A 25,559-nucleotide genomic window follows, 5' to 3' on the forward strand; every position below is an offset into this window, starting at 1 on the left:
CTCGGCGGCCCCGGTAGGTAGCCGGCCGTCCAACGGTCCCAGCCCTCGGTGTACGCCTCGCGCCGGTCGATCCGGAAACCCCCGACGAAATCACCCCGGTCGTTGGCGACCGTCAGGATCCGTTGCCGAAGTTCCTGTACGGCTTCGTGTCTCGGCATCTCACCGGGAAGGGAGAAATCGAAGAACTGCCAGCCGACAATCTGGCGGCCGGACGAATTCCCGTCCATGGCTGTCAGAACCTGATGATCCCGCGCAGGTTGCGTCCGGCGTGCATGTCCTCGTAACCCTGGTTGATCTCGTCGAGGCTGTACTCGCGGGTGATCAACTCGTCCAGCTTGAGCTTGCCGGCGCCGTACAGCTCGAGCATCCGGGGGATGTCCAGCCGTGGATTGGAGGACCCGAAAAGGCAACCGCGCACCTGCTTTTCGTACAACGTCAGGTCGAACAGCGACATGTCGACCTGCATGTCGGTCGGATGAGGGATCGCGGTCATCACCACCCTGCCGCGCTTGCCGACCAGGCTCAGACCCTGCGCGACGTACGCGCCCTCGGCACTGTCGGTGGTGACGACGCAGACGTCGGCCATGGTGCCGCGGGTCAGGTCGGTGATCAGCGCGTGCGCTTCCTCGACAGTGGCGGCGGCGTGGGTGGCACCGAACTCGAAGGAGCGTTCCCGCTTGTAGGCCACGGGATCGAGGGCGATGACGTGCCGCGCGCCGACGAGCTTGGCACCCTGCACGGCGTTGATGCCGAGACCGCCGACACCCATGACCACGACCGTGTCACCGTCGCGGGCCTCCCCGGTGCGCACTGCGGCGCCGTAACCGGTGGTGACCCCGCAGCCGACCAGCGCGGCCTTGTCCAGCGGAATGTCCTTGTCCACCTTCACCACCGATGCGATCGGCACCACGGTGTACTCCGAGAATGTGCCGAGGACGCACATCTGGCCGACGTCCTGGCCGCGGGCGTGGAAGCGGAAGGTGCCGTCCAGCTGCGGGCCGGCGACGATCGCGGCGCCGTAGACGCACAGGTTGCTGCGGCCCCGGGCGCATTCGGTGCAGCGGCCGCAGGCCGGGATGAAGCTCAGCACCACGTGGTCGCCGACCTCGACCTCGGTGACGCCGGGTCCCACCTCCACCACAACGCCGGCGCCTTCGTGGCCGCCGACCACCGGCAGGTTCATCGGCATGTCCCCGGTGACCAGGTGATCGTCGGAGTGGCACAACCCGCTGACGGTCAGCTGGACCATCACCTCCTGGGCTTTCGGCGCGTCGAGCTCGAGTTCCTCGACCTCCCACTTCTGCTGCAGACCCCACAGAACGGCGGCTTTGGTCTTCATGGGTGTGTTTCCTTTCGAGAAGCTCAGCGGGACTCGGGGGTCCAGGTCGCGGGCAGGCTGTTGATCCCGTTGATGAAGTTGGCGACCTGGAACTTGGGTTCGGTCGCGGTGATGTCGGGGATGCGGGTGTACACCTCGGTCAGCAGCGAGCGCAGCATGGTGCGGGCCAGCGCGGCGCCCAGGCAGAAGTGCGGTCCGCCGCCGCCGAAGGCCAGGTGCGGGTTGGACTTTCGCTCGATGTTGAACGTGAACGGGTCCTCGAACACGTCCTCGTCCCGGTTGGCCGAGCTGTACCACAGCACCACCTTGTCGCCGGCCTTGATCTCCGACCCGCGCACGGTGACGTCCTGGGTCGTGGTGCGCCGCATGTGGATCAGCGGGGAGGCCCAGCGCAGCGCCTCCTCGACCGCGCCGTCGACCCGGCCTTCGACGTCGGCGACCAGCAGGTCCCGCTGGTCGGGGTGCTGGGAGAACGCGTAGATGGCCTGTGCCGACGCATGTCTGGTGGTGTCGTTGGCGGCCACCGCCAGCAGCGTGAAGAACGCCTTCAGCTCGTCGTCGGTCATCTTCTCGCCGTCGAACTCAGCCTGCACCATCCAGGACAGCAGATCGTCGCCCGGTTTGGCGCGGCGTTCGGGAGCCAGTTCGGCCACCGTCTGGTGCAGGTCCATCACCGCTCCGGCGAACAACTCCAGGGCGGTGCGGTCACCGCGCACCTCGGGGTCGGTCCAGCCCAGCGTGCGTTGGGCGGCACTGATGGTGCGGTCGTGGATCTCACCCGGCGGCAGGCCGAAGAAGGATCCGAAGATGCGGCCGGGCAGCTGCACCGACACCAAGTCGACGAAGTCGCCCTCCCCCAGGCCCGACATCTCGGTGACCAGATCGCGAGCGTGCTGTTGGATCCAGTCCTGCAGACGCCGCATGTTGCGCGGTTTGAAGGCGTCCAGGGTGATCCCGCGCAGCTGGGTGTGCCGGGGCGCGTCCATCGCGATGAACGACTGCGACATCATCAGGATCTCGGGCGGGAAGTCCTCCATCGTGATGCCCTGCGCCGACGAGAACACCTCGGGGTGCCGGCTCGCGTACCGGATGTCCTCGTGCTTGGTCAGTGACCAGAAGCCCTTGAGGTTCTGCTCGGGTGGCAGCAGATCCGAGTCGGCGGGCCGACTCCACGCCACGGGGTTCTCGCGGCGAAGCACCGCGAAGGCCTTGTCCCGTTCGGCGGGCGGCTTGGCCCAGAAGTTGCGGTCGGCCAGGTCGATGTCGCCATGCGTGGTGGCGGGGAAGACGGTCGTCATCGCGATCCTTTCTGCGTTCTGCGCTGTGGCGCAGCTCACGACGACGCCCAGTGTTAGGCAGATCACGCGGGTGTGGAGACGGCAGACGGGCCAACTGTCGGCCCGCACGGGCCAGTTCTCAGGCCACGGGGACCGTGAACGACGCGGCCAGGCCGCCGCCGTCACGTGCGGAGAACGCGAGTGTGCCGCCGAGGGCGTCGACGATCTGGGCCACGATCCACAGGCCCAGACCGGCAGTGCCCCGCCGGTCCGACAGGCTGACGAACTTCCCGGTGATCGCCCCGATCTCGTCCTGCGGCACACCGGGTCCGCGGTCGAGTACCGACACCGACAGCAGGTCCGCGGTCCGGGTGCAGTCCACCTCGATGGGCAGCCCGCGGCCATGCCGGGCGGCGTTCTCCAGCAGGTTCGTCAGGACCCGGCGCAACCCCTGCGCGTCGAGCCTGATCGCGGCGGTGGCACCCGTGACGACCACCCGCAGCCGCGCCGGCTCGATTCCGGCGGCGTCGGCCGCCTCGGTGATCAGATCGGCCAGGTCGACGGTTCGCACGCGCCCGGTCGAGAACGCGGGTCGACGGCTGAGACTGACGTCGGAGAGCGCGTCGAGCATGTCGGAGAGGTGGCGGGCGTGGCGCCGGATGAGTTCCGTCGTCGCCTCGTTGTCGGGGGCCGCGGCGGTCAGCGCGTCCAATGATGCGACGGGGGTTCGGAACTCGTGCAGCAGGACCTTGAGGCCCTCCTGCTGCGCTTCGTAGGACCGCAGCAGCCGGGCCCGTAGGTCGCGTTCCTCCTCGGCGGCGGCGTGCTCGGCCTCGGCCTCCACCAGGGCGCGAACGTGGGACTGGTGCTCGTGTTCGAGCAGCCTGGACAACCCGCCACTCAGCAGCGCGATGAACACCACGTACAGCGCCCACCACAAGCCGATCGCCCACGGCGTCAGCACCGTCCCGGTGGATCCGACGGTCAGCACGATCACCACATATCCGGCACCGACGAGTCCGGACAGCAGCAGGCATTCCCGCAGCGGCAGCCTGGCGGCCGAGGCGATCACCACCAGCGCCAGCACCGACGCCACCGGACTCGAAGCCCCACCGGTCAGCGCGATCAGCGCCAATGTGAACGCCGCGTCGAAGACGGACACCAGCCACGCGAAGCGGGTGCGGCGCACCTCGTAGCGGGGCCGGGTCATCAGCACCACCGCGTACAGCAACGCCGCGACCAGCACGGCGGCGGTGCCCGCCGCGTGGGCACTCAGCCAGTCCGGCCCGAACGCGACCAGAACCGCGATCGACACCACGACGGCGAACCGGACGGCGACGACGACCCGTGCCAGTCCGTAACCGTCGAGCACCGTGTCCGTCGGCGTCATGCTGTCCACGCGGCCGACCCTAGACATTCGAGAACCGCGCGGCGATCACTATCATCCGGCGGGTGAACCCCAGACCCGACCGGAAGCCGTACGTCGTCGTCATCGTCGACGACCACGAGCTGTTCGCCGAGGGTCTGGAACTGCTGCTGGTCCGCGACTGGGGCGAACAGTTCGTGATCGGCGGTCGGACGACGTTCGTCGAGGAGGCCGCGGAACTGGCGACCTCCTGCGACGCCGACCTCGCGATCGTCGACCTGTCCATGCCGCCGCTCGGCGGCGTGGCGGCGATCCGGCACATCAAGGCACGGCATCCCAGGACCAAAGTGCTGGCGTTGTCGGGAACCGGCGACCACGAACTCGCCGAGGAAGCGCTGCGCGCCGGGGCGGACGGGTTCCTGTCCAAAACGGTGCGCCCGGATGCGCTGGCCGAGCCGCTTGCGACGATCGCGGCGGGTCTGCGCGTGATCGACCCGGCGCTGCTCGATTCACTGCTGTCGGGCACACGAAGGCCGTCGGCGGAGATCCTGGAGACGCTGACACCGGCAGAGCTGCAGCTGTGGACGCTGCTGGCGACCGGGATGGAGACCGGCGACATCGCCGAGCGAATGGTCGTGTCCGAGCGGACAGCCAAGCGCATGGTGGCCGCGCTGCTGCGCAAAATCGGTGTCTCGAACCGGATTTCGGCGGCCGCACTGGCCGGCCGGTGCGGATTGCTCGACGACTGAGCGCTCAGTCGACGGTCAGAGCCTGAGCCGGGCACATCGCCGCCGCGCGCACGACTGCCGGTCGTGCGCTCTCGTCGGGATCAGGATCGAGGACGACGACCTGCTCCGCGTCGTCGGGAACGTCGAAGACCTCCGGGGCGGCCATCAAGCACTGACCGTGGCCCTCGCACAGCGTGTAGTCGACAGTGATAAGCATGGGTTCCTCCTGGCTCTGGCCAACCCGAGTATGGGTCTGGCACGGCCACGTGAACCGGACTGCCCGCGCCAAAGGTGGCCTGCGCGGGCCACCCACGACGTGTGCCGTGCCTGCGAATCGCAGGCACGGCACACGTGCGGTCGTTCTATCAGGCAGTCGGTGCGGCCGGCGTCTCTGCCGGCGCGATCACCTCGGGAGCCTGCGGCGCGACCGGGGTCGCCTCCGCCGATCCGGCGCTCCACACCGCCTGCGCCACCGGCGTCGGCTCGACCTTCAGGCCGCACTGTTGCTCAAGCGCGCTGGCAGGCTGATGGATCGCCTTCAGCTGCTCCTCGACCTGCGGGTTCTGCTGGAAGTACGCGGCATACGCGGCCTGCGCCTCCGGCTTGGGCTGCGCCGAGATCGCGGTCAGCGCATCGTTCGTCTGGGGATTGGCCGCCAGGTAGGCGCCCTCGGATGCGGCAACCGAACTCACGGTTCCGGCGACGTTACTCGCCGTGCACTCCTCGGCCGGTTGGGCGCTCGCCACCGGGGCGACGATGGCTGCGCTACCGAACGCCAGCAGGCCGCCGGCGAACATTCCGAACAGGCCCCGGCGCACGTTGGTCACGGTCGGGTTCATCGAGAAATCACTCCTCACAGTCTGCGGTCAGACGGTCCCCCAAGGGCTAACCGCTCCGCCGACGGATCAAACCCGCGGCCACCGGGCAACGTCCGGCACAGGCCGTCATCCCCGCAGTTCAGAGCGTCGAAACGACCGACCGAAATTTCCCGGAATCTCAGGACGTCGAGGTCACAGCGAACGGCAGCACCTGCGGGGCACCCGCGGCCCGCAGGACCCGGGCCGCCATCGTCAGGGTCCAGCCGCTGTCGGAGATGTCGTCGACCAACAGCACGGGGCCGTCCACCTGAGCCAGCGTCGCGGCATCGGGGGTGGCGAACGACCTGTACAGCGCGGCGACGCGGTACGCGGAGTTCGCGGCGGTCACCGGGCGCCGGTCCGGCGCGTACCGCAGTACCCCGAGGTCGGTGAGCCGGCCGAGTTCGGCCAGCCGCCGAGCCAGCGACGAGATCAGCACCGGGTGGGTATCGGAGTCGACCGCCATCACCGCCGTCGGCCTGGTCTCCCAGTCCCACGCCGCCAGCACCTTGACGGCGGCCTGCACCACGTCGTCGGGGACCTCGGCATCCTCGGCATCGAGCAGTCGCCGCAGCCGCGCACCCCAGCCCAGGTCGGTGAGCCGACCGATCACCCGGCCCGGTGCGGGACCGTCGGTGATCCTGCCGCTGAGGTCGATGCCCAGCTTGCTCAGACCCGTCGGCCACTGTTTGCGTGGGGAGAGCACCACCCCGGGCCGCATCAGCCGCTCCCGGGAGTCCTCGACGACGGCCGAGTCCACCTGGGCCAGATACCGGGCGCCTGCGCAGTTGTCGCATCTGCCGCACCGCTCATCGGCGGCGAGCTCCGGGTCGTCGAGCTGGCGGCGCAGAAACGCCATCCGGCACTCCCCGGTGCTCTGGTAGTCGAGCATGGCCTGCTGTTCTCGCCGGCGGGCCTCGTCGAGTGTGCGGTACCGCTGCTCGTCGTAGCTCCACGGTTCTCCGGTGCGGATCCAGCCGCCTTTGACGCGCCGCACCGCCCCGTCGACGTCGAGCACCTTGAGCACCATCTCCAGCCGGGAGCGGTTCAGGTCGACCAACGGCTCCAGGGCCGCGGTCGACAACGCACGGTCGGGCTCCAGCGCGCTGATCACGTTGCGCACCAGCGCTTCGGGAGGAAAGGCCACCGATGCGAAATAGCGCCAGACATCCTGGTCCTCGCGGCCGGGCAACAGGACCACCTCAGCACTGGCGGTCGAGCGGCCGGCGCGGCCGACCTGTTGGTAGTACGCAATCGGCGAAGACGGCGCGCCGAGGTGGACGACGAAGCCGAGATCGGGTTTGTCGAAACCCATACCGAGCGCCGACGTCGCGATCAGCGCCTTCACCCGGTTGGCGAGCAGGTCGGCTTCGAGCTGCTCCCGCTCCGAGGCTTCGGTGGCCCCGGTATAGGCGGCGACCTTGTGACCGTGTTCGGCCAGCAGCGCGGCGACATCGTTGGCCTGGGCGACCGTCAGCGTGTAGACGATGCCGGAGCCGGGAAGCGAATCCAGTTGCGAGACAAGCCATGCTGCCCGCTGAGCCGGATTTCCGGCGTTCACCACCGACAGCCGGAGCGATTCCCGGTCGAGCCCGCCACGCAACACCAGGGTGTCCCGGTCGGCGGAGCCTCCGACACCGAGTTGGGCGGCGACATCGGCGACCACCCGGTCGTTCGCGGTGGCGGTCGTGGCCAGCACCGGCACGTCGACGCCGAGATCGGCGATCAGGGTGCGGATGCGCCGGTAGTCGGGACGGAAATCGTGGCCCCAGTCCGACACGCAGTGCGCCTCGTCGACGACGACCAGGCCCGCGTCGTGGGCGAGCGCGGGCAGCACCTCATCGCGAAAGTCCGGATTGTTCAACCGTTCCGGGCTGACCAACAGCACGTCGAGTTCGCCTTGCCGGACCCGGTCATGGATCTCCGACCAGTCCGCGACGTTACTGGAGTTGATCGTCGCGGCGTGCACGCCGGCCCGTTCCGCGGCGGCGACCTGGTTGCGCATCAATGCCAGCAGCGGCGACACGATCACCGTGGGCCCATGGCCCGCGGCGCGCAGCAGCTTTGCCGAGATGAAGTAGACCGCCGACTTACCCCAGCCGGTGCGCTGCACGACGAGTGCCCGGCGCCGGTGCACGACCAGTGCCTCGATCGCCGTCCACTGGTCGTCACGCAGGATCGCGTCCGGGCCCGCCAGTTGTTCGAGGATCGTTTGAGCGTCGGCCCGGGTGGCAGTCATGGTCCTATCGTGCCCGGCGGGTCAGACAGGCCCGGACCGGCCCGGACAGCTACGACGCGGACGCTTCCTGCTCGCGCTTGATCTCCAGCGCGATGTCGATCAGTTGGTCCTCCTGGCCGCCGATCAGCTTGCGCTGACCCGCGCGGTGCAGCAGCTGGTGCGCCGGCACGCCGTAGCGTTCCGACTGCCGGATCGCGTGCTTGAGGAAGCTGGAGTACACCCCCGAGTAGCCCATGATCAGCGCGTTGCGGTCCAGCAGGCACTCGGCGGGCATCGCGGGGGCGACGACCTCCTCGGCGGCGTCGGCGATGTCGAAGAAGTCGATGCCGGTCTTCACGCCGATCTTGTCGAACACGCCGATCAGCGCCTCGACCGGCGCGTTGCCCGCCCCGGCACCGAACCGCCGGCACGATCCGTCGATCTGCTTGGCGCCGGCACGCACCGCCTCGATGCTGTTGGCGACGCCGAGCCCGAGGTTCTCGTGGCCGTGGAATCCAACTTGGGCATCCGACCCCAGCTCGGCGACCAGCGCCGACACCCGATCGGCGACACCTTCGAGGACCAGGGCGCCCGCCGAGTCGACGACGTAGACGCACTGGCAGCCGGCGTCGGCCATGATGCGGGCCTGCTTGGCCAGCTTCTCCGGCGGGATGGTGTGGCTCATCATCAGGAAGCCGACGGTCTCCAGGCCCAATTCGCGCGCGAGTCCGAAGTGCTGGATCGACACGTCGGCCTCGGTGCAGTGCGTGGCGATCCGGCAGATCGACCCGCCGTTGTTCTGCGCCTCCTTGATGTCTTCCTTGGTGCCGACACCGGGCAGCATCAGGAAGGCGATCTTGGATTCCTTGGCCGTCTCGGCGGCCAGCTTGATGAGCTCCTGCTCGGGGGTCTTGGAGAACCCGTAGTTGAAACTCGACCCGCCCAGGCCGTCGCCGTGGGTGACCTCGATGACCGGCACACCGGCGGTGTCGAGCGCAGCGACGATCGAGCGGACCTCGTCCTTGCTGAACTGGTGACGTTTGTGGTGCGAACCGTCGCGCAGGGACGTGTCCGTCATCCGGACGTCCCAGATGGGATTGAAGTAGATGCCCTCGGTCATCGCGCACCTCCTGCGGTTGCGGCCTGGCGAACCCGGGCGATTTCTTCGCCCACTTTGGTGGCCGCAGCGGTCATGATGTCCAGGTTTCCAGCGTAGGGCGGCAGATAGTCGCCCGCACCCTCCACTTCGATGAACGTGGTGACGAGATGGTTGCCGCCGTTGTACACCGACGGCCCGTCGAACTGCGGCTCGTTGAGCAGTCGGTAACCCGGTACATAGGTCTGCACCTCGGCGACGACGTCCTTGATCGACTGCGTGATCGCGTCGTGGTCAGCGTCCTCGGGAATCGCGCAGAAGATGGTGTCGCGCATGATCATCGGCGGATCGGCCGGGTTCAGGATGATGATCGCCTTGCCCGATTTCGCACCACCGATGTTCTGCACACCGGCGCTGGTGGTCTTGGTGAACTCGTCGATGTTGGCCCGGGTGCCCGGTCCGGCCGACGCCGAGGACACCGACGCGACGATCTCGGCGTACGGCACGTCCACGACGCGCGACACCGCGTGCACGATCGGAATGGTGGCCTGGCCGCCGCAGGTGACCATGTTGACGTTGGGCGCATCGAGATGCTGCCGCAGGTTCGCCGGTGGGATCACCCCGGGCCCGACCGCGGCCGGAGTCAGGTCGATCGCGGTGATGCCGGCTTCGGCATAGCGCGGCGCGGCGTCACGGTGCACGTAGGCACTGGTGGCCTCGAAGACCATGTCGGGTTTCTCGGCCTGGTTCAGCAGCCAGTCGACACCCTCGTGGGAGGTTTCCAGACCGAGCTTGCGCGCCCGGGCCAGACCCTCGCTTTCCGGGTCGATGCCGATCATCCAGCGCGGCTCCAGCCACTCCGAACGCAACAGCTTGTAGAGCAGGTCGGTGCTGATGTTGCCCGAACCCACGATCGCCACAGACGCTTTGTCCGCCATCATCCGACTCCTACTCGAAATCCAGTCGTACTGAACCTAACCCGGCGAAGTCGGCGACGAAACGGCTGCCCGGAGGTGCATCTATCGCACGGGTGCACGAGCCGGGGAGCACGATGTCGCCGGCCTTGAGCCGGACGCCGAAACTGTCCACCTTGCGGGCCAGCCACGCGACCGCCGTGACGGGGTTGCCCAGCACCGCATCGCTGCGGCCCTCGGCGACGACCTCACCGTTGTTGGTCAAAGTCGCATTGATGGCCCGGATATCCACGTCCTTCGGCGAGACCCGCGCCTCGCCGAGCACCCACCCCGCCGACGACGCGTTGTCGGCGATCGTGTCGCACAACTTGATCTGCCAGTTCGTGATGCGGGTGTCGATGAGTTCGATCGCGGGTGCGAACGCAGCCGTCGCGGCCAGCACGTCATCCTCGGTGCACCCCTCGCCGGGGAGGTCGTCGGAGAGGATGAACCCGACCTCGACCTCGACGCGGGGGTACAGGAATTTCGACGACTGGACCGGGACGTCTTCGAAGACCTCCATCTCGGCCAGCAGATGGCCGTAGTCCGGTTCGTCGACATTCATCATCTTCTGCATCGCCTCCGACGACAGACCGACCTTGTGGCCGATCACGCGTGCCCCGTCGGCGACCCGCTGACGGATGTTGATCAGCTGGATCTCGTAGGCGTCCACGACGTCGATATCGGGGTGCGCATCGGTCAGCGGGGCGATGGGTACGCGGGTCCGCTCGGCCTGCGCCAGGTCGGCGGCGAGCTTCTCACGGACCTCTGCGGGCAGCATGAAAGTGAAGTCCCCTCGTTCGTCGGACCGGCCCTGTTGTCGTTCGGCCGGGCAATTCTATAACGTGTTCTACATGACGGAGCAGGAGTATGACGTCGTCGTGGTCGGTAGCGGCGCCGCAGGCATGGTCGCCGCCCTCACCGCCGCCCACCAGGGCCTCTCGACGATAGTCGTCGAGAAGGCCCCGCACTACGGTGGTTCCACTGCGCGGTCAGGTGGTGGCGTGTGGATCCCGAACAACGAAGTACTCAAGGGCGCGGGGGTGAAGGACACCGCCGACGCCGCCCGCACGTATCTGCACGCGATCATCGGCGACGTGGTGCCCGCCGAGAAGATCGACACCTATCTCGAGCGCGGCCCCGAGATGCTGTCCTTCGTGCTCAAGAACTCCCCGCTGAAGCTGTGCTGGGTGCCGGGCTACTCGGACTACTACCCGGAGACACCGGGCGGCAAGCCCACCGGCCGCTCCGTGGAACCAAAGCCGTTCGACGCCAAGAAGCTCGGCGCCGACGAGAAGGGCCTGGAGCCGCCGTACGGCAAGGTGCCGCTGAACATGGTGGTGATGCAGCAGGACTATGTCCGGCTCAACCAGCTCAAGCGCCATCCGCGCGGCCTGCTGCGCAGCCTGAAGGTCGGTGTGCGCTCGGTGTGGGCCAATGCCACGCGCAAGAACCTCGTCGGCATGGGCCGCGCCCTGATCGCGCCGCTGCGCATCGCGCTGCGTGAGGCCGGGGTGCCTGTCGAGCTGAACACCGCGATGACCGACCTCTACGTCGAGAACGGAGCGGTCCGGGGCATCTATGTCCGGAAGACGACCGCGCCGGAATCCGCCGAGCCGCAGCTGATCCGCGCTCGCCGCGCCGTCATCCTGGGCAGCGGGGGCTTCGAGCACAACGAGCAGATGCGGGTGAAGTACCAGCGCGCGCCGATCACCACCGATTGGACGGTGGGTGCTGTGGCCAACACCGGCGACGGCATCCTTGCCGCCGAAAAGCTCGGTGCCGCACTTGAACTCATGGAGGACGCATGGTGGGGGCCGACGGTCCCCCTGGAGGGCGCTCCGTGGTTCGCGCTGTCGGAGCGCAATTCGCCCGGCTCGATCATCGTCAACATGGCCGGCAATCGCTTCATGAACGAATCCATGCCCTATGTGGAGGCGTGCCACCACATGTACGGCGGACAGTACGGTCAGGGCCAGGGCCCCGGCGAGAACATCCCGGCCTGGCTGATCTTCGACCAGCAGTACCGGGACCGCTACATCTTCGCGGGTCTGCAACCGGGACAGCGCATCCCGTCCAAGTGGCTGGAATCCGGCGTGATCGTCAAGGCGGACACCCTCGACGAGCTGGCCGCCAAGACCGGGCTGCCGGCCGACCAGTTCAAGGCCACCGTCGATCGTTTCAACGGGTTCGCCCGCTCCGGTGTCGACGCGGACTTCAAGCGCGGCGAGAGTGCCTACGACCGCTACTACGGCGACCCGACCAATAAGCCGAACCCGAACCTGGGCGAGATCAAGCACGGGCCGTTCTACGCGGCCAAGATGGTCCCCGGCGACCTCGGTACCAAGGGCGGGATCCGCACGGATGTCAACGGCAGGGCGCTGCGCGACGACGGTTCGGTGATCGACGGACTGTACGCCGCGGGCAACGTCAGCTCGCCGGTGATGGGCCATACCTACCCGGGCCCCGGAGGCACCATCGGCCCCGCGATGACCTTCGGTTATCTTGCAGCCCTAGACATTGCAGCAGCGAAGGGATAAGCGTGCCCATCAATCTCGACGAAGCCATCGGCGCCGAACTCGCGCCGGTCGAATTCTCGTGGACGAGCAGCGACGTCCAGCTCTACCACCTCGGGCTGGGCGCCGGCGCCGACCCGATGGACAAGCGCGAGCTGCGCTATCTGGTCGACGACACCCCGCAGGTGCTGCCCACCTTCGGCAACGTGGCACAGAGCTTCCACATGACCGAACCGCCCGCGGTGAAGTTCCCCGGCATCGACATCGAGCTGTCCAAGGTGCTGCACGCGAGCGAGGCCGTGTCCGTTCCCGGCCCGATCCCGGCCGCGGGCACCGGCGTCGCGGTCACCCGGTTCACCGAGATCTGGGACAAGGGCAAGGCCGCGGTCATCTGGTCAGAGACCGAGGTGAAGGACCCCGAGGGCACCCTGTTGTGGACCCAGAAGCGGTCGATCTTCGCGCGCGGTGAGGGCGGCTTCGGCGGGGACCGCGGTCCGTCGACGTCGGGTGCGGCACCCGAGCGTGCCCCGGACTTCGAGTTGACGATCCCGACCGCACCGCAGCAGGCGCTGCTCTACCGCATGTGCGGGGACCGCAACCCGTTGCACTCCGATCCCGATTTCGCCGCCGCGGCCGGGTTCCCGCGCCCGATCCTGCACGGCCTGTGCACCTACGGCATGACCTGCAAGGCTCTGGTGGACAACCTGCTCGACGGCGACGTCAGTGCGCTGAAGTCCTACGGCGCCAGGATGGCCGGCGTGGTGTTCCCCGGTGAGACCCTGCGGGTCAACGTGTGGAAGAACTCCGGTGAGGCCGCCGGTTACAGCGCCGTCGTGACCACGCCCGACCGCGACGATTCCGTCGCGCTGGCCGGCGTGGAGTTCGTTCCGGTCTGACGGGGCCCGCGGACTACTCGCAGAGCTCGCTGATCCGGGTCGCGGTGGTCTGCGCCTCATTCATCCGCCTGACCTGGTTCGGGTCGTCGGCGGCTGCGCCCGCGAGCTGACCCATGCCGATGTACTCCAGGTTCGTCGCAAACGACGCGACCGCGTCGGCCAGATCGGACGACACGTCACCGTCCAGGCGGGACAGCAGGAACTGGCCCCCACCGAGGGTCGCCAGCCGCGCATTCGCGGCCACCGCCTGAACCGCGACGGGCTCGGGCCCCAGGTTGGCGTTCGTCTGCAGGGAGACCGCATTGCGGACCAGGGCGAACGCGTCGCACACCCGGGCCTTGGGATCGGAACTCTGATCGCCACCAGTCCCCCACGACTGGTCCGAGGACGGGGAACGCACCAACGCGAAGACCGCGACCGCGAGCGCCACGACGGCGACGACCAATGCTGCGATCAGAAGTTGACCAGTGCGACGCGAAGATGCGAGGGAATCCGACACCGGGCGATCATAGCCCGGGGGTTCCCCACGAAAGCGCCGAGCCGGCAAAGCTTTTGCGTGTCGCCGAAACGAACAGCGGGTTCACCGGCGATGACCGGTGAACCCGCTGTCGTGTCAGTTGACCGTCAGTCGTCGGCGCCCGACGACCCACCGCTGCCCGACGAACCCGAATCACTGTTGGAGTCGCTCTCCGACCCGCCGGCGTTGCTGTCGGTGGTCCCGTCCGAGCCGTTCTCACCGTTGGAGCCGATCGCGCCGCGCGATCCGCCGGTGCCGCCCTTGCCCGCGGTCGGGGTGCCCTTGCCGCCGCTCTGGATCAGGCCGTCGCCACCGTCGCCGCCACTGCCGCCGCTGCCGACCAGGCTTCCGCCCTTACCGCCGCTGCCGCCGTTGCCGCCCTTGCCGTTTCCGTCGCCGACCGGGCCGCCCTCTTCGTCGGGCACACCGCCCCAGCCGTAGCCGCCGTCACCACCGGCGCCGCCGTCACCGGTGACGGTCGAATCGCCACCGGCACCGCCACGGCCGCCGGTCGCGTTGCCGTCGAGGCTCTCGGCCACACCGCCGTTGCCGCCGGCACCGGCGTCGCCGGTGAACGTCGTACCGCCGGCACCGCCCGCGCCGCCCTCGGCGTCCGCGTCCTCGTAGCCCCAACCGTTACCGCCGTTGCCACCGGTGCCGCCCGAGCCGCTGCCGTCGGAGCCGCCGCCGGTACCACCGGCGCCGCCTGCCCCGGCCTTGCCGTCGGCCCACGCGGACCCGTCGCCGCCGTCGCCGCCCTTACCGGCCTTGCCGTAGCTGGTATCGCCGCCGTCTCCGCCGCGGCCGCCGGTGGCGAACCCGTTGTCCGACCAGGACTCGCCACCCTTACCGCCGTCGCCGGCCTGGCCGAACTGGCTGTAGCCGCCGTTACCACCGCGGCCGCCCGTCGAGTTGTTCTTGTTGACGCCGTCACCGGTGAAGCTGTTGGTGTTGTCGTCGTCGCCGCCGGCGCCGCCGTTGCCGCCGCGCCCGAACAGCGAGCCGGCGCCGCCGTCACCGCCGCGGCCGGCAGCCGAGGTGCGGTCGCCGTTCGCGGCGTACACCGCATCGGCGCCGTCGCCGCCGTTGCCGCCGTTGCCGAACCAGAAGCCGGCGTTTCCACCGTTTCCGCCGTTGCGGCCGGCACCGCCGTTGCCACCGAGCAGGCCGCCGTCACCACCGTTGCACGCGTCGCCCGTGCAGTCCTCGGCAGCGTCGAGCCCGTTGCCGATCAGCCATCCGCCCGGGCCGATGATCGGCCGGAAGACCGGGTTCGCGCTCGCCTGCGCGAGGGCCAGCGGCGTGGCCGCGTTCGCGGTGGCGCGGTCCTTGTGGTCGCTACCCGACTGCAGGTTGAGCCACAGCAACTCTTCTTCGTTCGAGACGAGTTGCACCTGTAGTTCGGTGGAGGTCGGCGCGTCGTCGGTCAGCATCAGCGTGCCCACACCCGCGAGCGCGGCACCGGTGACGCCCGCGGTGATGCCGGCGCCGAGATAGGTACGAATTGCCGCAGAGCGATCACTCTTCTTGGCGTGCCTTGCCATGGTCCATGCTCCCTGAGTTCGTTCATTCGGATGGGTCGCCACAGCCTGTGAGCCAGGCAACGCCCAGTAAGTCTTACCAGAGCGGCCGGACGATGTGGGAACTTTTGCTGGACGGGATCGCAAGCGTTCACCTCGCGAGCACCTGCCGCTAACCGGGCAACGCTGCTGTCCGCCCAGCTCAGCACCCTGAAACATGCGGCTTCCGCCAGCTGAAGGCGCCACTGCGCCCTCACCTGTCACAGTCGATCTGCACAAATCCGCCACCGCGGGTACCGAAAGCCCGCCCGGCCAGCAATTAACACTGCTGTTAAAACATAGCTGATTCTCAGAAACCGGCGGCGATCCGCCCCCTCGCCCGGCGGCCCGGCCGTCGACCGGAAACGAGTTTGCCGGCCCAGGGTCGCGCACCAGCTCGGAGCAACTGATTGAGGGCAAACGGATCAGAGTTTGCGCCTGACTTCCAATCGCCGGTCGCGGTCACATGGCAGATAGCTGTCGGCGAAGCCGCAACGGGGGCCGCGAGACAGGCGCTCCCCGGAGCGATCCCCCGTTACCCACGTGCGCCCGCGATGCCCGAATTCTCGAATTCGATCCATTCATGCCGACGGAATTCCTGGAAAGCGGTTTCGGCGGAAATTCACAACGGCCGACGACCGGCCGTGAAGCGAAACCACGCAAATTCAATGGAATTCGCCGTATCCGTTTTCGTCCGGGTTCCGGGTGTTTGGGGATGTCGCGAAACGCCGATGAGGCAAAGCGACGCCCGGGCCCTCGGCGTGGCATCTTCCCTGCGTTCGCAGCACAGGCAATCCGCTGCCCGCACAGGTGACCTGTCATGCAATACACGCGAACTGTTACTTTGCCGGTGGGGAATGACCTCGCTGCTCGCTCAACGAACACAGGAGGAAATCACGTGAATTTCAGATCCGCATTGGCCGCCGCAACGACGGCCGCGGCTGCCGCATTGGCATTCGGCGGAGCATCCGTGGCATCGGCGGACCCCGCGGTGCAGTGGCTCGGTCAGCCGGGCGAACTCGTCAACGGCGGCGTCGTCCAGCACTGGACCGTGAGCCATCTCAAGCCCAGCACCGACACCATCCCGTACATGCCGGTCGGCACGCTGTGGGAAGCCACAGCCAGCGACGAAGCGGTCTCCGGTGACGTCACGCCGATCATCTCGAACCTCAATGCGCGCGCCGCCAACGGCGACACCTACCGCGTGCTGTTCGGAGTCGCCTCCGAGCAGGGTGTGAACCCGGCGACGCTGGCGCAGGGACAGAAGACCTCCGGAAAGATCTACTTCGACGTGACGGGCGAGGCGCCCGACAGCGTCTTCTACAGTTCCGGCGCCGACGAGGAACTGCTGTGGGTGCAGGCACCGCCGGCCCCGTCAGGTGGCACCGGCAGCACGACCGCGTCACCGTCGTCATCGGGGGCCTCTGACGCCCCTGCTGCGGCCGCCGAGAGCCCGCAAGCGGCTCCCGCCGCGGGGACGCCGACCGCGGCGGAGGCAACCCCGTCACAGGTTCCCGCGAGTTCCGGTACGCCGCTGCCGGAGGGCAGCTCGGGTACCCCGCTGCCGGAGGGCAGTTCGGGGACACCGCTGCCCGAGAGCGCACCGGCCGAAGCGTCACCGGCACCCGCGCCCGCCGCGGCGCCTGAAGGCAGTTCGGGCACCCCCCTGCCGCAGAACGCGGTACCGCACGCACCCGGGGTGCCGACCACGACGGTCGTCGTCCCGGCGCCGCCGGCCTGACCCGGCTCGACCATCGACCGTGCCGCCTGCCCCGCAGGCGGCACGGTTCGTTTCAGGAGTGCGACGACCACCAGGTGTAGAGCTGGACCATGTTGGGGCCCTGAGGACCGGACTGGACCTCGCTGACGGCGAGGTCCGCATCGGTCGTCCATGCCACGGCCGGTTTACTCTCCTGGAATCCGCACACCAGGGTTCCGACCGGCCGGTCGGGGTCCGCATTCCGCCGCCACGGCCCCGGCGACTGGATGTTGCCCGGGCAGTTCACCACCGACATATTCGCCACGATCTCGTCGAAATATGCCTTGACCGCATCGCGGTCGGCCACCAGCGTGTAGGTCGCCGTCAGAGGACCGCCGACGTCGTGGTTCTCGGTGCAACGGACTTGTGCCAGCGCACCATTCGACGGTGCGACGGACTCACAGGCGTCGGCGGTATAGCCCTCGGGCAACATCGCCTGCAATCTCTGCGCCGCCTGCTGCGCTTCGGCTTCATCGGCCGAAGGGCTTTCCGCCGCCGGCGTGTCCGCGCCGCCGTTCGTCGGCCAGAACGTCCATGCCAGTGCCCCGAGACCGACGACCGCCGCTGCCGCCGCCACGATCGGACCGACTGGCACCCGATTCTTCTGCGACGGACGCGGATTCACCGTCACCGGTGCTTCGTAGTGGGGCGGTGGCTGGCTCGCCGTCGAGCCGATCCTGTTGACGCTCAGCGGCCCGGTGTCGTCATCCTCGGGATTCGGCTCGTGGGAGCTCATCTGGCCAAGGGTAACCGTCCCCGTCTCGGATCGGGCGTCAGCCCAGGATCAGACCCGATGTCGGCACGCCCGTTCCGGCGGTGACGAGGACGTGCTCGACATCGGGAACCTGGTTCACCGAAGTGCCTCGCAGCTGCCTCACACCTTCGGCGATTCCGTTCATCCCGTGGATGTATGCCTCGCCGAGCTGGCCGCCGTGGGTGTTGATGGGCAGTCGGCCGCCGACCTCGATCGCGCCGCCGGCGATGAAATCCTTGGCCTCGCCCTTGCCGCAGAAGCCGAGCTCTTCCAGCTGGATCAGCGTGTACGGCGTGAAGTGGTCGTACAGCACCGCGGTCTGGATGTCGTTCGGGGTGAGTCCGGACTGCTGCCACAGCTGCCGGCCGACAAGACCCATCTCGGGCAGACCGAGTTCCTCGCGGTAGTACGAGTACATCGTGAACTGGTCGGCGCCCGCAGCCTGCGCCGCTGCCTCGATGGTCACCGGGCGGTGCTTGAGGTCCTTGGCACGTTCGGGCGTGGTCACCACGATCGCCACCCCACCGTCGGTCTCCTGGCAGCAGTCCAGCAGCCGAAGCGGTTCGGCGATCCACCGGGAATTCTGATGGTCTTCGATGGTGATGGGCTTGCCGTAGAAGTGCGCCTTCGGGTTGGTGGCCGCGTGCTTGCGGTCGGCCACCGAGATGGCCCCGAAATCGGCGCTGGTGGCGCCGAACTCGTGCATGTACCGGCGCGCGATCATCGCCACCGACGCCGCGGGGGTGCTGAGCCCGTGCGGATAGGACCAGCTGTACTCGACTCCGCGCGAATCGGCGTTGACCGTCAGGCCGGTCATCACTTGGCCGAACCGATGTTCGGAGCGTTCGTTGAACGCGCGGTACGCGACGACCACCTCGGCCACACCGGTGGCCACCGCGATCGCGGCCTGCTGGACCGTCGCTGCGGCGGCGCCTCCGCCGTAACCGATCTGGCTGAAGAACTTCAGCTCCCCGATCCCGGTCGACCGCGCGACGGCGGTCTCCAGGTTCGAATCCATGGTGAAGGTGACCAGACCGTCGACGTCCTGCGGAGACAGGCCGGCGTCGTCGAGCGCGTCGAGGACCGCCTCGGCCGCCAGTCGCAGTTCGCTACGGCCGGAGTTCTTCGAGAAGTCGGTGGCGCCGATTCCGGCGATCGCCGCCCTGCCGGACAGGCCGGTCATGAGTCTGCCCCCAAAGTGAGTGTGGCCGTGGCGATGACGTGGTTACCGAGGCTGTTGGCACCGACCACCTTCACGGTGGCGACGCCATCCTCCACGGCGGTGACCTCCCCGGTGAAGGTGATGGTGTCGTAGGCGTACCACGGCACGCCGAGACGCAGCCCGATCGACTTGATCCGCGCCGTCGGACCCGCCCAGTCCGTCAGATAGCGCTGCACCAGGCCGGTGTCGGTGAGGATGTTGACGAAGATGTCCTTCGACCCCTTCGCCTGCGCCTTGTCCCGGTCGTGGTGGACGTCCTGGTAGTCGCGGGTGGCGATCGCGGTGGAGACGATGAACGTCGGGTCGCCGTAGATCTTCAACTCCGGCAGAGCGGTGCCGACTTCGAGTGCGGGGGCGCTCATCAGGCCGGCTCCCAGGCATACAGCGTCCAGGCGGGGCTGACGTCACTGTCGGGGAAATCGATGTACGTTGCGCGCACCGGCATTCCGATCTTGACGGACGCCGGATCGGCGCCCCGGAGTTCACCGAGCATCCGGACGCCTTCCTCCAGTTCGACGAGAGCGATCACAAACGGCAGAGAGCGCCCCGGCACCTGCGGAGCGTGGTGGACGACGTAGCTGAACACCGTGCCGTTGCCGCTCGCGACGACGTAGTCGGTGGTCTCGTCCTTCGCCTTCCACAGCGCGGGCACCGGCGGATGTTGCAGGCTGCCGTCGGGCCGCTTCTGGATACGCAACTCGTGGGCGTTGACGCCCTCCCAGAAGAACCTGGTGTCCTTCGACGACGCCGGACGCATCAGCTTGTCCGGGTCCAGATCCTCGGGAACCGCGGGCTTGTCGTCCGCCCGCGGTTTGAACTTCATGATGCGCCAGTTCATCTCGGCGACCGATTCACCACCGGCCGCCGTCCAGGTGATCAGCTGGTTGATGAAGAAGCCCTCGCCGAGCGCGGTCTGCTTGGGTCCCACCACATCGGTGATCTCGGCGTGGATGGTCAACTTCTCACCGGGCTGCAGGTACCGGTGATAGGTCTGCTCACAGTTGGTCGCGACCACTCCGACATATCCGGCCTCGTCGAAGAGGTTCATCATCTTCGACAGTGGATCGTCGTCGGCGCGGCCCTGGCCCAGCCCGCCCATCGTCCACACCTGGATCATCGCCGGCGGTGCGACGATGCCGGGATGGCCGGCGTCCCTGGCCGCGGCCTCGTCGACGTAGATCGGGTTCTTGTCCCCGATGGCGTCGACCCAGTGGTGGATCATCGGCTGGTTCACCGGGTCTCGGCCGTCACGCGGTTCGCTCTTGCCCGCCGCCTTGATCTGGTCGATACCGGTCTGCAGATCGCTGCTCATCGGCGTACTCTGCTCTTCGCGCAAGCGCTCATCGCGGAACCCTCGGGACCCTCAGCCCGCTCGCCGCGATCATCTCTCGCATCACCTCGTTCACCCCGCCGCCGAACGTGATGACCAAGTTGCGCTTGGTCATCTTGTCCAGCCAGTCCAGCAGCTCGGCGGTCTCGGAGTCGGCCGGGTTGCCGTAGCGTCCGACGATCTCCTCGGCAAGCCTTCCGACCTCTTGAATGCGTTCGGTGGAAAAGACTTTCGTGGCCGCGGCGTCAGCGACGGCGATGGTCTCACCCGATGCGGCCACCTGCCAGTTCAGCAATTCGTTCACCCGCCAGATCGCCTTGATCTGACCGAGCAGCCGCTGCACGTCCTCGTGCTCGAGCGGTGTCACGCCGTCCGAGCCCGGCTTCGACGCCCACGCATGCACCTGGTCGTAGATGCCGGCCACCCGACCGGCCGGGCCGAGACCCACCCGCTCGTGGTTGAGCTGCGTGGTGATCAGCTTCCAGCCACCGTTCTCCTCGCCGACGAGCATGTCGGCGGGCACGTGGACGTCGTTGTAGTACGACGCGTTGGTGTGGTGGGCGCCGTCGGACAGGATGATCGGCGTCCACGAGTAGCCCGGATCTTTGGTGTCGACGATCAGGATCGAAATGCCCTTGTGCTTGGCGGCTTCCGGATCCGTACGGCAGGCCAGCCAGATGTAGTCGGCGTCGTGCGCGCCGGTCGTCCACATCTTCTGGCCGTTCACGATGTACTCGTCACCCTGTTTGACGGCCGTGGTCCGCAGCGACGCCAGGTCCGTACCGGCCTCGGGTTCGGAGTAACCGATCGCGAAATGGATGTCGCCGGAAAGGATGCCGGGAAGGAACTTCTTCTTCTGCGCCTCGGTGCCGTAGACCTGCAGCGTCGGACCGACCGTCTGCAGGGTGACCAGCGGAAGCGGCACGTCGGCTCGGTTGGCCTCGTTGACGAAGATCTGCTGCTCGACCGGACCGAACCCAAGGCCGCCGTACTCCTTGGGCCAGCCCACGCCGAGCTTTCCGTCGGACCCCATCCGTTTGATCACGGCCCGGTAGGCATCGTTGTGCCGGTCGGTCGCCATCGCCTCGGCCTCGTCGGGCGTGATCAGAGTCGAAAAGTATTCGCGCAGCTCGGATTGCAGCCGACGCTGCTCCGGCGTCAGTTCGATGTACACGTTATCTCCCGTCGCTTCGCTCACCCAGGCCGGCGCCCACCAGATCCAGCCGGTGCGAAGGGCCGCCGAGCAACCTCGTCACGTCCTTGATCGACGAGTAGTAGCGGTCCATCGGGTAGGTGATGTCCATGCCCATACCGCCGTGCAGGTGGTGGCACAGCCGCATAGCCGGCGGCGCCTGGGAGGTCAACCAGTACCCGAGGATGGCCAGATCCTCGTCGGCGTCCAGTCCCTCGGACAGTCGCCACACCACCGAGTTCGACACCAGATCGATTGTCCGCGAAGCGATGTAGACCTCCGACAGCTGCGCCGCCACGGTCTGGAACGTCGACAGCGGACGCCCGAACTGCTCCCGGTTGGCGACATAGTCGGCGGTCAGCCGCAGCGCACCGGCCACCAGCCCCGCCGCGAAGGCTCCGGTCACCGCCAGCACGAGCTGGTTGACCCGCGCCGCCGTCCCGCCCTGCAGCACGTCGGTGTCGGCGACGGCGACGTCGTCGAATGTCAGCACGTACTCGTCGGAGCCGTTGGCCGCCGGGGTCTTGCTCACGGTCAACCCGTCGGCATTGCCTGCCACCACGACGACGCCTGCGTCAGCGGTGACGAGGATCCAGTCCGCCTGCTGCGCATAGCCGACACCGATCTTGGTGCCGTTGAGCCGACCGTCGGCAAAGCTCACCGCGGGCTGGGCCGGCAGCTGGTCACCGGGCTCGTTGAGCGCCAGTGACAGCACCGAGCCCTTCGCCACGCCCGCCAGGAACCGGTCCTGCTGCTCGTCGGAAGCCAGATCGAGCAGAATCGCGGTGGCACCGAGAGTGACCAGCGCGGGACTGATCGTCCCGTGCCTGCCGATCTCGGTGAGCGCCGTCGCGATCTCGGCGAGCCCTACCCCGTCTCCGCCGAGCCGCTCGGGCACCCCGAGCGCGGCCACACCACCGGAAACAAGGGCATCCCAGCTGTTCTCACGCTCGAGCACCGACGTCACCACATCGGCGACAGCCTGCTGCCCCTCGTCTGGACTGAAATCCACCCGACTCCTCCTTGAGCCTTCGAGCCTGTCAGCGCGTCAGTGCTGAACCGGGCACTTGCCGGTGTAGTCGACCTGCCAATGCTTGATTCCGTTGAGCCACCCGGACTTCAGTCGCTCGGGCTCGCCGATCGGCTTCAGGTCGGGCATCGCGTCGGCGATCGCGTTGAAGATCAGGTTGATCGTCATCTTGGCGAGGTTGGCGCCGATGCAGTAGTGCGCACCGGTACCGCCGAAACCGACGTGCGGGTTCGGGTTGCGCGTGATGTCGAAGCTGTGCGGGTTGTCGAAGACCTCTTCGTCGAAGTTGGCCGAGCGGTAGGACATCACGACGCGCTCGCCCTTCTTGATCTTCACGCCGCCCAGTTCGGTGTCCTCCAGCGCGGTCCGCTGGAACGCCGACACCGGGGTGGCCCAGCGGACGATCTCGTCGGCCGCGGTCTCCGGGCGCTCCTTCTTGTAGAGCTCCCACTGCTCGGGGTTCTGCGAGAACGCGATCATGCCGTGCGTGATCGAGTTACGGGTGGTCTCGTTGCCTGCCACCGCGAGCATCACGACGAAGAAACCGAACTCGTCGTCGGAGAGCTTCTCGCCGTCGATGTCGGCCTCGATCAGCTTGGTGACGATGTCCTCGGTCGGGTTCTTCGCCCGCTCCTCGGCCATCTTCATCGCGTAGGTGATCAGCTCGAACGACGACATCGCCGGATCTACGTCGGCGTACTCCGGATCCTCACCGGCGGTCATCTCGTTGGACCAGCGGAACAGCTTGTCGCGATCGTCCTGCGGAACGCCCAGCAGTTCCGCGATCGCCTGCAGCGGCAGTTCGCACGAGACCTGCTCGACGAAGTCACCGGACCCGGCGGCCGCGGCGGTCTCGGCGATCTTGCGGGCGCGGGCCCGCAGCTCATCCTCCAGCCGGCCGACGGCACGCGGCGTGAAACCGCGGGAGATGATCTTGCGCAGCCGGGTGTGCTGCGGGGCATCCATGTTCAGCAGCACGGCCTTCTGCAGATCGATGGCATCGCGCGTCATGTCCTGCGGCCACACCGGGATGGCACCGTCGGGCGAGCTGCCGAAGATGTCGTTGCGCTTGGACACCTCTTTGACGTCGGCGTGCTTGGTGACGAGCCAGTAGCCCTTGTCCCCGAACCCGCCCGTACCGCCGGGCACGTCGACCCAGTGGATAGGCTCCGACTTACGCAGCTCCGCCAATTCCTCGACGGGCAGGCGTTCGAGGTTCAAGGTCGCGTCGAGGAAGTCGAACTCGGGCGAAATGGGACAGGAATTCGTGCCTGACATAGGTATGGGCTCCTCAAATGCAACGTGTTCTAGTGCCAGTAAAACATGCCTCCACCGCAGATGAAAGGCACGCAGGCATCGCTGCTTGTCAGACTAATGGAACGTGTTCTAGCCTGACGCAATGGGTAACCCTGTCATCGTCGAAGCCACTCGCAGCCCCATCGGTAAGCGCAACGGCTGGCTCTCCGGACTGCACGCGACGGAACTCCTGGGCGCGGTGCAGAAGGCGCTCGTGGAGAAGGCCGGGATCGACGCCGGCGACGTGGAGCAGATCATCGGCGGCTGCGTCACCCAGTACGGCGAGCAGTCCAACAACATCACCCGGGTCGGCTGGCTGACCGCGGGGCTGCCCGAGCACGTCGGCGCCACCACGATCGACTGCCAGTGCGGCAGCGCCCAGCAGGCCAATCATCTGGTCAACGGCCTGATCGCCACCGGCGCCATCGACATCGGCATCGCGTGCGGCATCGAGGCGATGAGCCGCGTCGGATTGGGCGCCAACGCCGGGCCTGACCGCGGCCTGATCCGCGCCTCCTCGTGGGACATCGACATGCCCAACCAGTTCGAGGCCGCCGAGCGGATCGCCAAGCGACGCGGCATCACCCGCGCCGATCTCGATGCGTTCGGGCTGGCCTCACAGAACAAGGCCAAGCAGGCCTGGGCCGAGGGCCGTTTCGACCGCGAGATCTCGCCGATCTCGGCGCCGGTACTCGACGAGAACAAGCGCCCCACCGACGAATGGGCTCCGGTCACCCGCGACCAGGGTCTGCGCGACACCACCGCCGAGGGCCTGGCATCGCTGAAACCGGTGATGGAGGGCGCCATCCACACCGCCGGTACCTCGTCGCAGATCTCCGATGGCGCCGCCGCGGTGCTGTGGATGGACGAGGACAAAGCGAAAGCGCTGGGACTCAAGCCGCGCGCCAGGATCGTCGCGCAGGCCAACGTCGGCGCCGAGACCTACTACCACCTCGACGGCCCGGTGCAGTCGACCGCGAAGGTGCTGGAGAAGGCCGGGATGAAGCTCGGCGACATCGACCTGGTCGAGATCAACGAGGCGTTCGCCTCCGTCGTGCTGTCGTGGGCGCAGGTGCACGGCGCCGATATGGACAAGGTCAACGTCAACGGCGGTGCGATCGCACTCGGACACCCGGTGGGATCCACCGGCGCCCGCCTGATCACCACCGCGCTGCACGAACTGGAGCGCACCGGCAAGGGCACCGCGCTGATCACGATGTGCGCCGGCGGTGCGCTTTCAACCGGCACCATCATCGAGCGGATCTAGTGCCCATCCCCGAACAGGAGCGCATCGCCGCGGCGCAGAGCTACATCAGCGCACTGGCCAGCCATCGCGCCGACGACGTGCCGTTCGCGCCGGGCTGCACCCGTGTCGAAGTCGGCCTCAAGACCGGGTTCTCGGGGGAGCATCTGCGCCGCAGCCTCAACCGCGGGCTGCAGTACAAGGTGATCAAGTCGGTCACGACCCCGGAGTTCACCGTGGACGGCGACACCGTGCGGGCGCGGTTCGAACTGTCGACCAAGCCGTCGCTGGCCGGCCGCAGCGTCGGCGCACGCATCGACGAGACGTTCCTGATCCCCGCTGACGATCCGTCCGGACGGGCGCAGATCCACCACATCAACGCCTCGATCCGCCCGTTCCTGAGCCGATAGG

Annotated in this window: 24 protein-coding genes; 6 read left to right on the forward strand and 18 right to left on the reverse strand. The window is 67.8% G+C overall.

Annotation, left to right across the window (positions count from 1 at the left end):
• Positions 1-232: 232 nt before the first annotated feature.
• From BST38_RS03870 to BST38_RS03880, 3 genes are all read right to left on the reverse strand, one after another.
• Positions 233-1,339, reverse strand: a complete 1,107-nt coding sequence (locus tag BST38_RS03870; RefSeq protein WP_083141923.1) for an NDMA-dependent alcohol dehydrogenase — start codon at positions 1,337-1,339, stop codon at positions 233-235.
• A gap of 23 nt (positions 1,340-1,362) precedes the next feature.
• Positions 1,363-2,637: a cytochrome P450 gene (locus tag BST38_RS03875; protein WP_083141924.1), complete on the reverse strand. Its 1,275-nt coding sequence runs from the start codon at positions 2,635-2,637 to the stop codon at positions 1,363-1,365.
• 118 nt (positions 2,638-2,755) lie between these two features.
• Positions 2,756-4,006 (reverse strand): sensor histidine kinase, encoded by a 1,251-nt coding sequence (locus tag BST38_RS03880; RefSeq protein WP_110781499.1) that lies wholly within the window; start codon positions 4,004-4,006, stop codon positions 2,756-2,758.
• Between the two features lie 62 nt (positions 4,007-4,068).
• Between BST38_RS03880 and BST38_RS03885 the strand changes: the two genes are divergently transcribed.
• Entirely contained in the window at positions 4,069-4,731 is a 663-nt protein-coding gene (locus BST38_RS03885) for a response regulator (RefSeq protein ID WP_083141926.1), read from the forward strand.
• A gap of 4 nt (positions 4,732-4,735) precedes the next feature.
• On the opposite strand, the gene BST38_RS03890 is transcribed toward BST38_RS03885, so the two are convergent.
• The 6 genes from BST38_RS03890 to BST38_RS03915 all read right to left on the reverse strand — a co-directional run bounded on the left by BST38_RS03890 (position 4,736) and on the right by BST38_RS03915 (position 10,615).
• Positions 4,736-4,927, reverse strand: a complete 192-nt coding sequence (locus tag BST38_RS03890; protein ID WP_083141927.1) for a ferredoxin — start codon at positions 4,925-4,927, stop codon at positions 4,736-4,738.
• 148 nt (positions 4,928-5,075) lie between these two features.
• The gene (locus tag BST38_RS03895) at positions 5,076-5,549 is read right to left on the reverse strand and encodes a hemophore-related protein (RefSeq protein ID WP_083141928.1); all 474 of its coding nucleotides are present in this window, start codon (positions 5,547-5,549) and stop codon (positions 5,076-5,078) included.
• A 157-nt stretch (positions 5,550-5,706) separates the two neighbouring features.
• Positions 5,707-7,806, reverse strand: a complete 2,100-nt coding sequence (locus tag BST38_RS03900) for a RecQ family ATP-dependent DNA helicase (protein WP_083141929.1) — start codon at positions 7,804-7,806, stop codon at positions 5,707-5,709.
• 49 nt (positions 7,807-7,855) lie between these two features.
• On the reverse strand, positions 7,856-8,905 hold the full coding sequence (gene dmpG / locus BST38_RS03905) for a 4-hydroxy-2-oxovalerate aldolase (RefSeq protein WP_083141930.1): 1,050 nt from the start codon (positions 8,903-8,905) through the stop codon (positions 7,856-7,858).
• Positions 8,902-9,819, reverse strand: coding sequence for an acetaldehyde dehydrogenase (acetylating) (locus BST38_RS03910; RefSeq protein ID WP_083142102.1), 918 nt, complete (start codon positions 9,817-9,819; stop codon positions 8,902-8,904). The genes dmpG and BST38_RS03910 overlap by 4 nt, the downstream gene beginning before the upstream one ends.
• A 10-nt stretch (positions 9,820-9,829) precedes the next feature.
• Complete coding sequence (locus BST38_RS03915; protein ID WP_083141931.1) at positions 9,830-10,615, reverse strand: 2-keto-4-pentenoate hydratase; 786 nt, start codon at positions 10,613-10,615, stop codon at positions 9,830-9,832.
• Between the two features lie 73 nt (positions 10,616-10,688).
• On the opposite strand from BST38_RS03915, the gene kstD reads away from it, so the two are divergent.
• Positions 10,689-12,374: a 3-oxosteroid 1-dehydrogenase gene (gene kstD, locus BST38_RS03920; RefSeq protein WP_083142103.1), complete on the forward strand. Its 1,686-nt coding sequence runs from the start codon at positions 10,689-10,691 to the stop codon at positions 12,372-12,374.
• A 2-nt stretch (positions 12,375-12,376) separates the two neighbouring features.
• Positions 12,377-13,246 (forward strand): enoyl-CoA hydratase ChsH3, encoded by an 870-nt coding sequence (locus tag BST38_RS03925; RefSeq protein ID WP_083141932.1) that lies wholly within the window; start codon positions 12,377-12,379, stop codon positions 13,244-13,246.
• 13 nt (positions 13,247-13,259) lie between these two features.
• On the opposite strand, the gene BST38_RS03930 is transcribed toward BST38_RS03925, so the two are convergent.
• Positions 13,260-13,745: a hypothetical protein gene (locus tag BST38_RS03930; protein ID WP_083141933.1), complete on the reverse strand. Its 486-nt coding sequence runs from the start codon at positions 13,743-13,745 to the stop codon at positions 13,260-13,262.
• A gap of 125 nt (positions 13,746-13,870) precedes the next feature.
• Complete coding sequence (locus BST38_RS03935; RefSeq protein WP_083141934.1) at positions 13,871-15,307, reverse strand: hypothetical protein; 1,437 nt, start codon at positions 15,305-15,307, stop codon at positions 13,871-13,873.
• A 913-nt stretch (positions 15,308-16,220) separates the two neighbouring features.
• On the opposite strand from BST38_RS03935, the gene BST38_RS03940 reads away from it, so the two are divergent.
• On the forward strand, positions 16,221-17,063 hold the full coding sequence (locus BST38_RS03940) for an MPT63 family protein (RefSeq protein WP_083141935.1): 843 nt from the start codon (positions 16,221-16,223) through the stop codon (positions 17,061-17,063).
• Between the two features lie 52 nt (positions 17,064-17,115).
• On the opposite strand, the gene BST38_RS03945 is transcribed toward BST38_RS03940, so the two are convergent.
• From BST38_RS03945 to BST38_RS03975, 7 genes are read right to left on the reverse strand one after another with little or no spacing between them, the layout of a single operon-like run.
• On the reverse strand, positions 17,116-17,817 hold the full coding sequence (locus tag BST38_RS03945; protein WP_083141936.1) for a hypothetical protein: 702 nt from the start codon (positions 17,815-17,817) through the stop codon (positions 17,116-17,118).
• 37 nt (positions 17,818-17,854) lie between these two features.
• Complete coding sequence (gene ltp2 / locus BST38_RS03950; protein ID WP_083141937.1) at positions 17,855-19,018, reverse strand: 17-hydroxy-3-oxo-4-pregnene-20-carboxyl-CoA lyase; 1,164 nt, start codon at positions 19,016-19,018, stop codon at positions 17,855-17,857.
• Complete coding sequence (locus BST38_RS03955; RefSeq protein ID WP_083141938.1) at positions 19,015-19,419, reverse strand: MaoC family dehydratase; 405 nt, start codon at positions 19,417-19,419, stop codon at positions 19,015-19,017. Before BST38_RS03955 ends, ltp2 begins: the two co-directional genes overlap by 4 nt.
• Positions 19,419-20,369, reverse strand: coding sequence for a bifunctional MaoC family dehydratase N-terminal/OB-fold nucleic acid binding domain-containing protein (locus BST38_RS03960; protein ID WP_083141939.1), 951 nt, complete (start codon positions 20,367-20,369; stop codon positions 19,419-19,421). The genes BST38_RS03955 and BST38_RS03960 overlap by 1 nt, the downstream gene beginning before the upstream one ends.
• 28 nt (positions 20,370-20,397) lie before the next feature.
• Positions 20,398-21,561: an acyl-CoA dehydrogenase FadE29 gene (gene fadE29 / locus BST38_RS03965; RefSeq protein WP_083141940.1), complete on the reverse strand. Its 1,164-nt coding sequence runs from the start codon at positions 21,559-21,561 to the stop codon at positions 20,398-20,400.
• A gap of 1 nt (position 21,562) precedes the next feature.
• Positions 21,563-22,591, reverse strand: coding sequence for an acyl-CoA dehydrogenase family protein (locus BST38_RS03970; protein WP_083141941.1), 1,029 nt, complete (start codon positions 22,589-22,591; stop codon positions 21,563-21,565).
• Positions 22,592-22,627: 36 nt separating this feature from the next.
• Positions 22,628-23,887, reverse strand: coding sequence for a cytochrome P450 (locus BST38_RS03975; protein WP_083141942.1), 1,260 nt, complete (start codon positions 23,885-23,887; stop codon positions 22,628-22,630).
• 121 nt (positions 23,888-24,008) lie between these two features.
• Between BST38_RS03975 and BST38_RS03980 the strand changes: the two genes are divergently transcribed.
• A complete protein-coding gene (locus BST38_RS03980) occupies positions 24,009-25,172 on the forward strand; it encodes a steroid 3-ketoacyl-CoA thiolase (RefSeq protein WP_083141943.1) in 1,164 nt (387 codons plus the stop codon).
• Positions 25,172-25,558 (forward strand): DUF8021 domain-containing protein, encoded by a 387-nt coding sequence (locus BST38_RS03985; protein WP_083141944.1) that lies wholly within the window; start codon positions 25,172-25,174, stop codon positions 25,556-25,558. The genes BST38_RS03980 and BST38_RS03985 overlap by 1 nt, the downstream gene beginning before the upstream one ends.
• Position 25,559 lies beyond the last annotated feature (1 nt).

It is taken from the genome of Mycolicibacterium parafortuitum (assembly GCF_002086815.1).
Classification (GTDB): Bacteria; Actinomycetota; Actinomycetes; order Mycobacteriales; family Mycobacteriaceae; genus Mycobacterium; species Mycobacterium parafortuitum.